General features: G+C 73.3%; 10 protein-coding genes. 3 read left to right on the top strand and 7 right to left on the bottom strand.

Going from position 1 to position 14623, the window contains the following annotated elements:
* Positions 1–51 precede the first annotated feature (51 nt).
* From murD to rsmH, 7 genes are read right to left on the bottom strand one after another with little or no spacing between them, the layout of a single operon-like run.
* Entirely contained in the window at positions 52–1491 is a 1440-nt protein-coding gene (murD, locus tag ACFV2S_RS35765; RefSeq protein ID WP_385569609.1) for a UDP-N-acetylmuramoyl-L-alanine--D-glutamate ligase, read from the bottom strand.
* Positions 1473–2543 (bottom strand): phospho-N-acetylmuramoyl-pentapeptide-transferase, encoded by a 1071-nt coding sequence (gene mraY / locus ACFV2S_RS35760; RefSeq protein WP_116161474.1) that lies wholly within the window; start codon positions 2541–2543, stop codon positions 1473–1475. Before mraY ends, murD begins: the two co-directional genes overlap by 19 nt.
* The gene (gene murF / locus ACFV2S_RS35755) at positions 2540–3964 is read right to left on the bottom strand and encodes a UDP-N-acetylmuramoyl-tripeptide--D-alanyl-D-alanine ligase (protein ID WP_385569604.1); all 1425 of its coding nucleotides are present in this window, start codon (positions 3962–3964) and stop codon (positions 2540–2542) included. The genes mraY and murF overlap by 4 nt, the downstream gene beginning before the upstream one ends.
* Positions 3965–3968: 4 nt before the next feature.
* Positions 3969–5642 carry a UDP-N-acetylmuramoyl-L-alanyl-D-glutamate--2,6-diaminopimelate ligase gene (locus tag ACFV2S_RS35750; RefSeq protein WP_385569601.1) on the bottom strand — a complete coding sequence of 558 codons (1674 nt, stop codon included), beginning with the start codon at positions 5640–5642 and terminating at the stop codon, positions 3969–3971.
* A gap of 16 nt (positions 5643–5658) precedes the next feature.
* Positions 5659–7653 (bottom strand): peptidoglycan D,D-transpeptidase FtsI family protein, encoded by a 1995-nt coding sequence (locus ACFV2S_RS35745; protein ID WP_385569677.1) that lies wholly within the window; start codon positions 7651–7653, stop codon positions 5659–5661.
* A gap of 5 nt (positions 7654–7658) precedes the next feature.
* Positions 7659–8300 (bottom strand): septum formation initiator family protein, encoded by a 642-nt coding sequence (locus ACFV2S_RS35740; RefSeq protein WP_385569598.1) that lies wholly within the window; start codon positions 8298–8300, stop codon positions 7659–7661.
* A gap of 50 nt (positions 8301–8350) precedes the next feature.
* Positions 8351–9307 (bottom strand): 16S rRNA (cytosine(1402)-N(4))-methyltransferase RsmH, encoded by a 957-nt coding sequence (gene rsmH, locus ACFV2S_RS35735; RefSeq protein WP_385569595.1) that lies wholly within the window; start codon positions 9305–9307, stop codon positions 8351–8353.
* Between the two features lie 371 nt (positions 9308–9678).
* On the opposite strand from rsmH, the gene ACFV2S_RS35730 reads away from it, so the two are divergent.
* Genes ACFV2S_RS35730 through ACFV2S_RS35720 form a run of 3 tightly spaced genes read left to right on the top strand, consistent with a single transcriptional unit; the run spans position 9679 to position 14461 of the window.
* On the top strand, positions 9679–10695 hold the full coding sequence (locus ACFV2S_RS35730) for an AAA family ATPase (protein ID WP_385569592.1): 1017 nt from the start codon (positions 9679–9681) through the stop codon (positions 10693–10695).
* Entirely contained in the window at positions 10695–12050 is a 1356-nt protein-coding gene (locus tag ACFV2S_RS35725; protein WP_385569590.1) for a DUF58 domain-containing protein, read from the top strand. The genes ACFV2S_RS35730 and ACFV2S_RS35725 overlap by 1 nt, the downstream gene beginning before the upstream one ends.
* Entirely contained in the window at positions 12047–14461 is a 2415-nt protein-coding gene (locus ACFV2S_RS35720; RefSeq protein WP_385569587.1) for a DUF3488 and DUF4129 domain-containing transglutaminase family protein, read from the top strand. The genes ACFV2S_RS35725 and ACFV2S_RS35720 overlap by 4 nt, the downstream gene beginning before the upstream one ends.
* The last annotated feature ends 162 nt before the right edge of the window (positions 14462–14623 follow it).

Below are 14623 nucleotides of genomic sequence, written 5' to 3'. Positions count from 1 at the left end.
GCTGTCCCCTCCAGTCGTGCCCGGTCCGGCCGGACCCTCCCGCTGGTCGGGTCAGGCGTCCCCGGTGGCGGCGAGGGCGCGGACCGCGTCCGCGAAGGCCTCGCCCCGCTTGTTGTAGTTGGTGAACATGTCCATCGAGGCGCAGGCCGGGGCGAGCAGGACCGTGTCCCCCGGGCGGGCGAGCCGGGCCGCCTCGCGGACCGCCTCGGACATCGCCCCAGTGTCGGTCCGGTCGAGGTCCACCACCGGGACCTCCGGGGCGTGTCGCGCCAGGGCTTCGCGGATCAGGGCGCGGTCGGCGCCGATCAGGACGGCTCCGCGCAGGCGCTTCGCGGACCTCTCGACGAGCTCGTCGAAGGTCGCGCCCTTGGCGAGGCCGCCGGCGATCCAGACGATCGGGTCGTAGGCGGCCAACGAGGCCTCGGCGGCGTGGGTGTTGGTGGCCTTGGAGTCGTCGACGTACGTGACTCCCCGGACCTCCTCGACCAGTTCGATGCGGTGCGGGTCGGGCCGGAAGGCCTTGAGGCCGTCCCGTACGGCCTTCGCCTCGACGCCGAAGGCGCGCGCGAGGGCGGCGGCCGCGAGGGCGTTGGCGATGTTGTGCGGGGCCGGGGGCTGGACGTCGGCGACCTCGGCCAGCTCCTGGGCGTTCTTCTGCCGGTTCTCGACGAAGGCCCGGTCGACGAGGATGCCCTCGACGACGCCCAGCTGGGACGGGCCGGGGGTGCCGAGGGTGAAGCCGATGGCCCGGCAGCCCTCCTCGACGTCGGCCTCGCGCACCAGGTCCTCGGTGGCCTTGTCCGCGACGTTGTAGACGCAGGCGATCCGGTTGCCCTCGTAGATCCGGCCCTTGTCGGCGGCGTACGCCTCCATGGAGCCGTGCCAGTCGAGGTGGTCGGGCGCCAGGTTGAGCACGGCGGCCGAGTGGGCGCGGACGGACGGCGCCCAGTGCAGCTGGTAGCTGGAGAGCTCGACGGCGAGGACGTCGTACTCCTCCTCGCCGAGGACGGCGTCGAGGAGCGAGACGCCGATGTTCCCGACGGCGGCGGTCCGCAGGCCGGCCGCCTCCAGGATCGAGGCGAGCATCCGCACGGTCGTGGTCTTGCCGTTGGTGCCGGTGACGGCGAGCCAGGGGGCGGCGTCCGGGCCCCGGAGCCGCCAGGCCAGCTCGACGTCGCCCCAGACCTCCACGCCCGCCTCCGCGGCGGCCGTGAAGAGGGGCTTGTCGGGCCGCCAGCCGGGGGTGGTGACGATCAGCTCGGTACCGGCCGGCAGGGTCTCCCCGTCGCCGAGGCGGACGGTGATGCCCTCCGCCTCCAGCGCGGCGGCCTGGGCCCGGGAGCGCTCGTCGTCGCCGTCGTTGACGACGGTCACGAGCGCGCCGCGGGCGTGCAGGACGCGGGCGGCCGGGATCCCGGAGACCCCGAGCCCCGCGACGGTGACGTGCTTGCCGGTCCAGTCGAGCTGTTCTGTCACTTGTCCGCTGCCCATCCCGCGTAGAAGAGGCCCAGGCCCACGATCACGCACATGCCCTGGATGATCCAGAACCGGACGACGACCAGGACCTCGGACCACCCCTTGAGTTCGAAGTGGTGCTGGAGGGGTGCCATCCGGAAGACGCGCTTGCCGGTCATCTTGAACGAGCCGACCTGGATGACCACGGACATCGTGATCAGGACGAACAGGCCGCCGAGCAGGGCCAGCAGGAGCTCCGTACGGGAGCAGATGGCGAGACCGGCGAGGGCGCCGCCGAGGGCGAGCGAGCCGGTGTCACCCATGAAGATCTTGGCGGGCGAGGTGTTCCACCAGAGGAAGCCGAAGCAGGCGCCCATCAGCGCGGAGGCCACGACCGCGAGGTCGAGCGGGTCGCGGACCTCGAAGCAGGCGTTGGGGTTCGTCAGCGTCACCGCGTTGGCACAGGACTCCTGGAACTGCCAGAGCCCGATGAAGGTGTACGCGCCGAAGACCATCACGGAGGCGCCGGTGGCGAGGCCGTCCAGACCGTCCGTCAGGTTCACGCCGTTGGACATGGCCAGGATCATGAAGAGCGCCCAGACCACGAAGAGCACCGGCCCGATGGCCCAGCCGAAGTCCGTGATGAAGGAGAGCTTCGTGGACGCCGGGGTGAGCCCGCGCAGGTCCGCGAACTGCAGCGAGAGCACGGCGAAGGCGATGCCGACGATCAGCTGGCCGGCCATCTTCGCCTTGGCCCGCAGGCCGAGCGAACGCTGCTTGACGATCTTGATGTAGTCGTCGAGGAAGCCGACGAGGCCCATCCCCGCCATGAGGAACAGCACCAGGACGCCCGAGTACGTCGGGTCCTCACCGGTGATGACCTTGGCCAGCGCGTACGCGATGAGCGTGGCCAGGATGAAGGAGATGCCGCCCATGGTGGGCGTGCCCTTCTTCCCGGCGTGACCGCGCGGGCCGTCGTCCCGGATGAACTGCCCGTACCCCTTGCGCGCAAGGAGCTTGATCAGCAGCGGCGTGCCGATCAGGGTCAGGAAGAGCCCGATGGCCCCCGCGAAGAGGATCTGCCTCATCGGCCGGTGACCTCGCCCTCGGTGTCGAGGAGCGCCAGCGCGACCTTTTCGAGACCGACCGACCTCGAAGCCTTCACAAGGACGACATCCCCCGGGCGCAGCTCACTGCGCAACAGGTCGACAGCCGCCTGCGCGTCGGACACGTGCACCGACTCCTCACCCCACGAACCCTCGTTATATGCGCCCAGTTGCAGCCAGGACGCTTCCCTGTCCCCGACCGCGACGAGCTTGCTGACGTTGAGCCGGACGGCGAGCCGTCCGACCGCGTCGTGCTCGACGAGCGATGCGTCACCGAGCTCGGCCATCTTGCCGAGCACCGCCCACGTACGAGCCCCTCGGGCCTGTGCGGCCCTGCCCATGGCCGCGAGCGCGCGCAGGGCGGCTCGCATGGACTCGGGGTTCGCGTTGTAGGCGTCGTTGACGATCGTCACGCCGTCCGGACGCTCGGTGACCTCCATGCGCCAGCGCGACAGGGTGCCGGCCTCGGAGAGCGCGGTGGCGATCTCTTCGACAGGCATGCCCAGCTCGTGCGCGACGGCGGCCGCTGCGAGCGCGTTCGACACGTGGTGCTCACCGTACAGGCGCAAGGTCACGTCACTGCACCCGGTGGGTGTGTGAAGCCTGAAAGAGGGCTGTCCGTTCTCTGTGAGGTGGACGTTCTCGGCCCGTACGGCCGCTTCGTCCGCTTCGCCGAACAGGGTCACGCGGGCCTTGGTGCGGCTCGCCATCGCGCGGACGAGCGGGTCGTCGGCGTTGAGGACCGCGATGCCGCCCTCCTCGGCGGACGGCAGCGACTCGACGAGCTCTCCCTTCGCCACGGCGATCTGCTCCCGGCCGCCGAACTCTCCGATGTGGGCGGTGCCCACGTTGAGGACGAGTCCGATCCTCGGCGGGGTGAGTCCGGTGAGGTAGCGGATGTGTCCGATGCCGCGGGCGCCCATCTCCAGGACCAGGTGCCGGGTCTCGTCGCTCGCGCGGAGCGCCGTGAGCGGCAGGCCGATCTCGTTGTTGAGCGAGCCGGGCGTCCACACGGTGGGCGCGTGCCGGTCGAGGACCTGGGCGATCAGGTCCTTGGTGGAGGTCTTGCCGGCCGAGCCGGTGAGGGCGACGACATCGGTGCCGAGCCGTTCCACGACCGCGCGGGCGAGGGCCCCCAGCGCGGCCTGGACGTCGTCGACGACGAGGGCGGGGACGCCGACGGGCCGGGCGGCGAGCACGGCCACCGCTCCGGCCGCGACGGCGCGTTCCGCGTAGTCGTGGCCGTCGACGTGCTCACCGGCGAAGGCCGCGAAGAGGCTGCCGGCCCGCACCTCGCGGGAGTCGATGACGACGGGCCCGGTGATCCGGGCGTCCGGATCCGGTATGTCGTGCGCCTGCCCGCCGACGATTTCGGCGATCTCGGCGAGGGAGAGGGCGATCACTGCTTCATCCCTGACTGTTCTCGTGACGGTGTGCGTCCTGCTGGTTCTGCTGGCTGAGAATCGCCTCGCGCAGGACCTGGCGGTCGTCGAAGGGGCGTACGACCCCGGCGATCTCCTGGCCCTGCTCGTGGCCCTTGCCGGCGACCAGAACGGTGTCGCCGGGCTGCGCGCGGGCGACGGCCGCGGCGATCGCCGCGGCCCGGTCGGGCTCGACGAGGACGTCGCCGCGCTCCCCCGCCGGCACCTCGGCGGCACCCGCGAGCAGGGCGCTGAGGATCACCAGCGGGTCCTCGGAGCGGGGGTTGTCCGAGGTCAGGACGGCGGTGTCGGCGAGCCGGGCGGCGGCGGCGCCCATCGGGCCGCGCTTGGTGGTGTCCCGGTCGCCTCCGCAGCCGATGACCACGTGCAGCCGGCCCTCGGTGACCTCGCGCAGGGAGCGCAGGACCGATTCGACGGCGTCCGTCTTGTGGGCGTAGTCGACGACGGCGAGGTACGGCTGGCCGGCGTCGACCCGCTCCAGGCGGCCCGGGACGCCGGGGACGGCGGCGACGCCCTCGGCGGCGGCCTTCGGGTCCAGGCCGGCGGCGGCGAGGGTGGCGATCGCGGCGAGGGTGTTGGCGACGTTGAACGGGCCGGGCAGCGGGGCGGTGGCGGAGACCCGCACGCCCTCGGGGCCGACGGCCGTGAAGGTCGAGTCGTGGGAGCCCAGGACGAGGTCCTCGGCGCGCCAGTCGGCCTCGGCGCGGCCCTCGGCGGAGAAGGTGACGACCGGGACGGTCGCCTCCGTGACGAGCCGTCGGCCGTACGCGTCGTCGAGGTTCACCACGCCCAGGCGGCTGCGCCGGGGCGTGAAGAGCCCGGCCTTGGCCTGGAAGTAGTCCTCCATGTCGGAGTGGAACTCCATGTGCTCCGGGCTGAGGTTGTTGAAGACGGCGACGTCGAAGACGCAGCCGTCGACCCGGCCGAGCACGAGGGCGTGGCTGGAAACCTCCATGGCGACGGCCTCGACGCCCCGCTCGCGCATGACGGCGAAGAGCGCCTGGAGGTCGGTGGCCTCGGGGGTGGTGCGCTCGGACTTGATGCGTTCGTCGCCGATCCGCATCTCGACGGTGCCGACGAGGCCGGTCCGCCGTCCGGAGCCGCGCAGTCCGCCCTCGACGAGGTACGCCGTCGTGGTCTTGCCGGAGGTGCCGGTGATGCCGATCTGGAGGAGGTCCTCGCCGGGGCGTCCGTAGATCCTGGCGGCGAGTTCGCCCATCCGGCCGCGCGGGTTCTCCACGACGAGGACCGGGAGGCCGGTCGCGGCGGCGCGGTCGGCTCCCGTCGGGTCGGTGAGGATCGCGGCGGCGCCGAGTCCGGCGGCCTGGGCGACGAAGTCGGCGCCGTGGGTGCGGGCGCCGGGCAGGGCCGCGTACAGGTCCCCGGGGCGCACGGCCCGCGAGTCGTGCGTGATCCCCGAGATCTCGGCGGCCCTGGGGATGTCGGTCCCGAGCTGCGCGGCCAGGTCGCCCAGGGGTGTCGGGCGGGCCTGCTCCGGCCGGGGTGGGGCGTTTCGGTACTGATCAGCGTGTGGCACGGCGGTGAGCGTACCGGGCGCACCCTGTGCGGGGCCAAAAGAGCCCGGGGCCTCGCCGGAGTTCGATTTCCGGTTCCCGGAATGGGGGGTGATCGTTGTCACTGGTGCTCCCGGAGTGTCACGGGGTGGGTTCGAAGGTGACCGGCAGTCGGGCGGGGTCGCTGCCCGTGGGCGCGACGTGGAGGGTCTTGAGGGCGAACTCCATGACCTTCTTGTAGATGGGGCCGCAGATCTGGCCGCCGAAGTAGCTGCCCTTGGTCGGGTTCTGGATGGCGCAGTAGACGGTGATCTGCGGGTCGTCGGCGGGGGCGAAGCCCGCGAAGGAGGCCGTGTAGCCCTTGTAGCGGCCGAGCTCGGGGTCGACGCGGTTGGCGGTGCCGGTCTTGCCCGCGACGCGGTAGCCGGGGATGGCGGCCTTGTTGCCGGTGCCCTCCCGGTCCTTGACGACGGACTCCAGCATCTGCGCGAGGGTCTTGGCGGTCTTCTCGCTGATCACCCGGGACTCCTTGGGCGCGGGGGCCGCGGCGAAGCGTCCGTCCGGCCCCTTGGTGCCGCGCACGAGGGTCGGCTCGACCCGTACGCCTCCGTTGGCGATGGTGGAGTACACGGAGGCGGCCTGCATCGCGCTGACGGAGAGGCCCTGGCCGAAGGGGATCGTGTACTGCTGCGAGGTGGACCAGTCCTGGGGCCTGGCGAGGATGCCGGGTGTCTCGCCGGGGAAGTTCAGGCCGGTCGGGCTGCCGATGCCGAACTTGCGCAGGTAGGAGTGGAGGACCCGGTTGGCCTCCGCCTGGGTCTCGCCGAGCCGGCCGGTGGCCAGGATCGTGCCGATGTTGCTGGACTTGGCGAGGACGCCGTTGAGCGTCAGGTACCAGGTGATGTGGTCGACGTCGTCCTGGAAGAGGCGGTCGCCGCGGTGGAGCCGGTTGGGGACGGTGACGTGGGTGTCCGGGGCCGCCTTGCCCTCCTCCAGGACGGCGGCCATGGACATGACCTTGCTGGTGGAGCCGGGCTCGTAGGCGTCCTGGAGGGCGGCGTTGCCCATGGCGGCGGCGTTGGCGGCCGAGAGGTCGTTGGGGTCGAAGCCGGGCGCGTTGGCCATGGCGAGGACCTCGCCGGTCCTCGTGTTCTGCACGACGACGTAGCCGCGGTCGGCCTTGGACTTCTTCACCTGCTCGGTGATGGCCTGCTGGGCGGCCCACTGGATGTCCCGGTCGATGGTCAGCTCGATGTCGGAGCCGGGGACGGCCGGGGTGCCCTGGGAGCCCGCGGTGGGCACCTGGCGCCCGCCGGACTGGGTGAAGCGGATCTTGCCGTCCTTGCCGGCGAGCTCCGGGTCGAGCAGGGACTCCACACCGCCGGCGCCCTTGCCCTCGGCGTTGACGTAGCCCAGTATCCCGGCGGCGAGCCCGCCGTTCGGGTACACGCGCTTCGTGCTGGGCTCGCTGAGGATGCCGCCCAGGAGGTTGACCCCGTTGCCGCCGACGGCCTGGGCCTTCTGCCCGTAGACCCTCTTGAGGTCCTTGATCTGGTTCCAGACCTGCGGGGTCTGCTTGCGGGCGAGCAGGGTGTAGCGGGACTTCGGGGTGCGGAGCTTCTTCGCCAGTTCGGCGGGCTCCTTGCCGAGGATCGGGGCGAGGAGCGCGGCCGCCTGCTCGGGGGCGTCCGCGGTCTTCGCCTCCTCGCGGGTGAAGAGCTTGGGGTCCGCGGTGATGTCGTACGCGTCGACGCTGGCGGCGAGCGCGATGCCGTTGCGGTCGGTGATCTCGCCGCGCTCGGCGGAGAGCGTGTACTCCTGGAAGCGGTACTTGTCGGCCTTGGCCGCGTACGCGCCGGCGTCGACCGCCTGGACCTGGAGGAGCCGGACCACGAAGACCAGCATGACGAGCGTCAGGCCCAGGGAGATCAGGCGCAGCCGGGGCCGGGGGTTGCCGAGCCGGATGCCGCGGGGCCGCCGGGCCGGGGGCCGGGGCGCGGTCCGCTTCGCGGCCGGGCGCGGGGCGGGCCGGGACGGACGGACGCCCGGGGTGCGGGCTCCGGCCGGGGCGGACCGGGGACGCGCGGGCCCGGCGGGTCCGGGGACGCGGCGGCGCGGGGGCTCCTTGGGGGGCACTGCGGTCACCTGCCGGGGCGTGAGGGTACGGGTTCCTGGACGGGGTCCTGCGCGGTGTCCTGCACGGATTCCTGCACGGTTTCCCGTACATCCGGCCCCGGTCCCGTCCGTGGCCGGCCGGTGCCGGAGGGGCCCGGGAGGGCGGGGCTTCCGCCGGTGGGGAGGGGGTCGGCAAGGGTCGTGCCGGTGCTCGTCCTCGTTCCCGCGGAGCCGGCCGGGGCGTCGAACGCACGGGGGCCCGTCGACGTGCTGGTTCGCGTGGCGGGTGCGGTCGCGGACGTGGTCGGCGGCTTCTGGGCCGGCCTCGGCTTGGGCTTCGGGGGCGGCTCGGGGGATTCCGCGACCGAGGGCTCGCCCAGGACCTTGCCCTCCGGTGCGAGGAAGGCGGGGCTGCCGCCCGGGACCATGCCGAGCTCGCGGGCCCGCCGCTCCAGGGCGTCGGGGGCCGCGTAGTCGTCGACGTCCCGCTGGAGCGCCTGCTCCTCGTCGGTCAGTTCGGTGGTCTTGTCCTTGAGCTCGTTCAGCTGGAAGGAGCCCTGGTTGAGGGCGGAGTTCAGCAGGAGCAGCGCGATCAGTCCGCCGCCGAGCAGCACGAAGACGAGCAGGACGAAGGGGGTGCGGGCGGCCGAGCTGGGCCCGGACGGCATGAGCCGTCCGAGTCGCGCGGCCCGCCCTTTGAGGGGCCCCTTCGCCGTGCTCACAGGACGTCTTCCCGGATGCGCTCGACGCCCCGGAGCCGGGCGGGGGCGGCGCGCCGGTTCTCGGCGACCTCCTCCTCGGTGGGCAGCTCGGCGCCTCGGGTGAGCAGCTTCAGGCGGGGCTGGTACTTCTCGGGGACGACCGGGAGGCCGGGTGGGGCGGTGTTCGCCGCTCCGGCCGCGAAGACGCCCTTGACGATCCGGTCCTCCAGGGACTGGTACGAGAGGACGACGACCCGGCCGCCGACGGCGAGGGCCTTCACGGCCGCCGGGATGGCCTTCTCGACGCTGTCGAGCTCGCGGTTGACCTCGATGCGCAGGGCCTGGAAGGTGCGCTTCGCCGGGTTGCCGCCGGTGCGCTTGGCGGCCTGCGGCAGGGCGTCGCGGATGAGGTCGACGAGCCGGGCGCTGTTGGTGAAGGGCTCCTTGTCGCGCTCGCGCACGATCGCGGAGACGATCCGCTTGGCCTGCTTCTCCTCGCCGTACGCGCGCAGGATCCGGACCAGCTCGCCCGGCGCGTAGGTGTTGAGGACCTCCGCCGCGCTGATGCCGGTCGTCTGGTCCATGCGCATGTCGAGGGGCGCGTCCTGGGCGTAGGCGAAACCGCGGTCCGCCTCGTCCAGCTGCATCGAGGAGACGCCGAGGTCGAAGAGGACGCCGTCCACCGCGGGGATGCCGAGCCGGTCGAGGACCTCGGGCAGCTCGTCGTACACGGCGTGGACGAGGGTGGCCCGGTCCCCGTACGGGGCGAGCCGCTCGCCGGAGAGCCGCAGGGCCTCCTTGTCGCGGTCGAGGGCGACGAGCCGCGCCTCGGGGAACCGCTCCAGCAGGGCCTCGCTGTGGCCGCCGAGACCCAGGGTGCAGTCGACGACGACCGCGCCGGGGCGCTGCAGGGCGGGGGCCAACATGTCCAGGCACCGCTGGAGCATCACCGGGACGTGTCGGTCGTTGCTCAAAGCGCCCTCTCAGATCCGGCGCGGAGGCACGTACCGCGGGATGGGGCCGAGCCGGAGGTACCGCCGCACACACGGGGGAGAAACCGCGGAAAATCGCTCGTTGTCTCCGTGAACTCCGCGTCACTTTAGTCCACGGGACCCGCCGGTCAATCAACCGACTGGCGGGTCGCGTGACCCGGAGAGCGTCATCTGTGGCGTAGCTCACAGCGGGCCGGAAAGGGGCGTGACCACGGGCCCGCCGTGCGAGATCGACCCGGCGTAACCCATCAAACCCCGGCATTTCCCTCGCACTTGTCCGCACGCAAGTGACAGGCCCGGCCACGGCAACAAGAATGCTCGGACGACAGTTCCGAAAGGCCGAGGAGGGCCGGGTGACGACCTATGACGATCGAGCGAGCCTCGCTGATCTGACCACCACTGTGGAGCGAGTCCGCCGATCGGTGGAGAGTGTGATCGAGGGCAAGCCCGAGGTCGTACGGCTTTCGCTGACCGTGCTGCTCGCCGAGGGGCACCTCCTCATCGAGGATGTCCCCGGCGTCGGCAAGACCATGCTGGCCAAGACACTGGCCCGGTCCATCGACTGCTCGGTGCGCCGGATCCAGTTCACCCCCGACCTGCTGCCCTCGGATGTCACCGGCGTGTCGATCTTCGACCAGCAGCGCCGGGACTTCGAGTTCAAGCCCGGCGCGATCTTCGCCCAGATCGTGATCGGCGACGAGATCAACCGCGCCTCGCCGAAGACCCAGTCCGCGCTCCTGGAGTCCATGGAGGAGCGCCAGGTCACGGTCGACGGCCAGACGTACGAGCTGCCCAGCCCGTTCATGGTCGTCGCCACCCAGAACCCGGTCGAGATGGAGGGCACCTACCCGCTGCCCGAGGCCCAGCGCGACCGCTTCATGGCCAAGGTCTCCATCGGCTACCCGAGCGCCGAGGCCGAGCTCCAGATGCTCGACATGCACGGCTCGGCCTCCCCGCTGGACGACCTCCAGCCGGTCGCCCACGCCCACGACGTCCTCAAGCTGATCGAGGCGGTGCGCGGGGTCCACGTCGCCGACGCCGTCCGCCGGTACGCGGTCGACGTCGTCGCCGCCACCCGCACCCACACCGACCTCCGGCTCGGCGCCTCCCCCCGCGCCACGCTCCACCTGCTGCGGGCCGCCAAGGCGTCCGCGGCGCTCAGCGGCCGCGACTACGTCCTGCCCGACGACCTCCAGACGCTCGCCGCGCCGGTCCTCGCCCACCGGCTGCTGCCGACCGCGCAGGCCCAGCTGAACCGCCGCACCGCCGAGCAGGTCGTGCAGGAGATCCTGCAGCGCACCCCCGTCCCGTCGGCCGCCCCGCCCACCGGACCGCTCTACGGCCAGCAGCCCGGCGCCCGGCGGCTGTGATGAGTGGCGCCGCCGTTCCGGACGGACAGCGGGGCGACGAGGACGACCGGGGCGGACTGCGGGCCGCCCTGGGCGGCCTCACCACCCGCGGCCGTTCGTTCCTCGCCGCGGGGGTGGCGGCCGCCGCCTGCGCGTACGTCCTCGGCCAGGCCGACCTGCTGCGCGTCGGGCTGCTGCTCGCCGCCCTCCCGCTGATCTGCGTCCTCGTCCTGCACCGGACCCGCTACCGGGTCGCCGCCTCCCGCCGCCTCACCCCCCAGCGGGTGGAGACCGGCAACGAGGCACGCGTCCAGCTCCGGATGGAGAACGTCTCCAAGCTGCCCACCGGCCTCCTGATGCTCCAGGACCACGTCCCGTACATGCTGGGACCGCGCCCCCGCTTCGTCCTCGACCGGGTCGAGGCCGGCGGGCGGCGCGAGGTGTCCTACCGGGTCCGCTCCGACCTGCGCGGGCGCTTCCCGCTGGGCCCCCTCCAGCTGCGGCTCAACGACCCCTTTGGGATGTGCGAGCTGACCCGGTCCTTCAGCGCGTACGACACCCTCACCGTCGTGCCCAGGACCGAGGCCCTCCCGCCGGTGAAGCTCTTCGGCGAGGCCTCGGGGTACGGGGACGGGCAGTCGCGCTCCCTGGCGCTCGCCGGCGACGACGACGTCATCCCGCGCACCTACCGCCACGGCGACGACCTGCGCCGGGTCCACTGGCGCTCCACCGCCCGCTACGGCGAACTGATGGTCCGCCGCGAGGAGCTGCCCCAGCGCGCCCGCTGCACCGTCCTCCTCGACACCCGCCGGATCGCCTTCCAGGGGGCGGGCCCCGACTCGGCCTTCGAGTGGGCCGTCTCCGGCACCGCCTCGGCGCTCGTCCACATGCTGGAGCGCGGCTACGCGGTCCGGCTGCTCACCGACACCGGCAGCGCCATCCCCGGCGAGGGGTCCGAGGGCTTCGCCGGCTCGGCGCAGGACTCGGCCGAGGCCGCCGGACTGATGATGGACACCCTCGCGGTCGTCGACCACTCCGAGGGGGCCGGGCTCTCCCGCGCCTCCGACGTGCTGCGCGGCGGCGGCGACGGGCTGCTCATCGCCTTCCTCGGCGACCTCGACGAGGAGCAGGCCGCCCTCACCGCCCGGATGCGCGGGCGGACCGGCGCGGCCGTCGCCTTCGTCCTGGACTCCGGCACCTGGCTCACCGGCGGCGCGGTCGCCGGAGCCGTCGACGACCGGGTGCGGCAGCTGCGGGAGGCCGGCTGGACGGCCCTCGCCGTGCCGCCCGGCGCCTCGCTCGCCGACCTGTGGCAGCAGGCGGCCGGTCTCCGCACGGACGCCGCCGCCGCCGACACCTACGGAGGATGGTCATGAGCGGCCGCACACGGCTGACGCTCGCTTCCTGGGCCGCCACCCTGATGGCGGCCGGGGCACTGCTCCCCCTGGTGAAGCCCGCGACCTGGATCTTCACGGCCGCCTTCGTCCTCGCCCTGGTGAGCGGGGCGGGCACGCTGGCCCGGCGGGTGCCGCTGGCCCGGCCGCTGACCCTGCTGGCCCAGACCGTCGCCGCGCTCCTCGCGCTGACCCTGTTCTTCGCCCGCGAGCAGGCCCTCCTGTGGATCGTCCCGGGACCCGAGGCCCTCACGCACGCCGTGGAGCTGTTCGGGGCGGGCGCCGAGGACGTCGGCCGGTACGCGATCCCCGCGCCCGACACCGAGGGCATCCGGCTCATGCTGGTCGGCGGCGTCGTCGCGATCGGGCTCCTGGTGGACGCCCTCGCGGTCACCTTCCGCAAGGCGGCCCCGGCCGGCCTGCCGCTGCTCGCGCTGTACTCGGTGGCCGCCGGGCTCTCCGGCGGCGGTGCGGGCTGGCTCTGGTTCCTCCTCGCGGCCTCCGGCTACCTGCTGCTCCTCCTCGCCGAGGGGCGCGACCGGCTCTCCCAGTGGGGGCGGGTCTTCGGCGGCGCCCAGCGCTCCGGCCGGCCCGGCTCCTCCGTCGCCGGCGGGGGCCCCGCCTTCGCGCCGGCCCGCACCGGCCGCCGGATCGGCGCCGTCGCCATGGGCGTCGCGCTGGTGGTGCCGTTCGCGCTGCCCGGCTTCTCCGGCGGGCTCTTCGGCAGCGGCGGCGAGGGGAGCGGGGGCTCCGGCAAGGGCGGCACGATCTCGGCCGTGAACCCCCTGGTCTCGCTCCAGAACAACCTGCGCCAGCCGGAGGACCGGGAGGTCCTCCGCTACCGGACCAACGCCAGTGACACGAGCGGCCTCTACCTGCGGCTCGTCGCGCTCGACCAGTTCGACGGCACCTCGTGGAAGTCCTCGGTCCGCCCGATCGAAGACGTGCCCAAGCAGCTGCCCTGGCCGGAGGGCCTCTCCCAGAGCGTCAAGGTCACCGAGGTGACCAGCAACTTCGTCGCCTCCGAGGCGTACGAGCAGAAGTGGCTGCCCATGCCGTACCCGGCGGGCCGGGTCGACATCGACGGTCGCTGGCGGTACGAGCCGGCCGGCCGGATGCTCGTCGGCGACGACAAGCAGACGACCAAGGGCGCCCGCTACCAGGTCTCCAGCCTGGACGTGCGGCCGACGGCCGGGCAGCTCTCCGTCGCCGGGCCCGCCCCGGAGAAACTGCGCCGCGAGTACACCAAGGTCCCCGCGACCCTGCCGGCCGACGTGCGGACGACGGCCCTGGACGTCACCAAGGGCGCGCGCAACGACTACGAGCGGGCGGTGCGGCTCCAGGACTGGTTCGCCCGGGACGGCGGCTTCCGCTACGACGTCGACGTCGTTTCCGGCACCGGCGTCCAGGCGATCTCCCGCTTCCTGAAGGACAAGGAGGGCTTCTGCGTCCACTTCTCCTTCTCCATGGCGGCGATGGCCCGGTCGCTCGGCATCCCGGCCCGGGTGGCCGTGGGCTTCATGCCGGGCACCACCCAGACCGACGGATCCGTCTCCGTCGGCATCCGGGACGCGCACGCCTGGCCCGAGCTGTACTTCGAGGGTGCCGGGTGGACGCGGTTCGAGCCGACCCCCTCGCGGGGCTCCACCCCCTCCTACACCCGGGAGAACACGCCGTCCGGCACGGCCACCGGGCCCGCCCAGCCGCAGCAGAGCGCCTCGGCGCAGCCGTCCGCCGCGCCGAGCGCCTCGGAGAGCTGCACCCCGCAGATGCGCAGGCTCGGTGACTGCGGCCCGGACGCGGCGGTGGCCGGGGCGTCCTCGGACGGCTCGGGCCCGGACGTGACGACGGTGCTCCTGCTGTCGCTCGCGGCCCTGCTGGTCCTCGCCCTGCCCTTCCTCCCCCTGCTCTGGCGGACCCGGGTGCGGGCCGGACGGCTCGGCCCGGGCGGCGGCGTGCGGGGCCCCGAGGAGACGGCGGCGCGGACGCTCGCGGTCTGGCAGGAGATCAACGACACGGCCTGGGACCACGGGGTCGAGCCGGACGACTCCCTGACGCCGAGGAAGTCGGCGGCGCGGATCGTCGGCCTGGGCGAGCTGCGGGGCGAGTCCGCCGACGCGGTGCACCGGGTGGCCCGGGCGGTGGAGGAGGTGCTCTACGCGCCCCGGCCGCAGCCCGTCGCGGGCCTGGCCGAGGAGGCGGGGCGGGTCCGTGCGGGCTTCCACGCGGGCGCCGACCGCCGTACGCGGCTCCGCGCGCTCCTGGCCCCCCGCTCGGCCGTCCGCCTCCGCTGGGCGGCGTCGGCCCGCTGGGCGACGACGGCGTCCCGGTGGTCGGAGCGTCGTCACGCCCTGACGGCCCGCCTGCGCCGCGCCCCTCGCGAAGCGAACTGACGCCGCCGATCCACCAAGGGCACCGCCCCACCGGGGCGGTGCCCCCGCCGTCGCGGGCCTGCGCCCCGCCCGTTGTGGGCGGTGCCCACCCCGTTGTGGGCGGTGCCCACCCCGTTGTGGGCAATCGTTCCGCTGGGGCGGAACGGGTGGGCACAACGGAAC

Origin of the sequence: Streptomyces sp. NPDC059695 (assembly GCF_042733785.1) — a bacterium.
Taxonomy (GTDB): Bacteria; Actinomycetota; Actinomycetes; order Streptomycetales; family Streptomycetaceae; genus Streptomyces.
The sequence above is the reverse complement of the archived record's forward strand: the minus strand, read 5'-3'. Positions and strand labels throughout refer to the sequence as shown.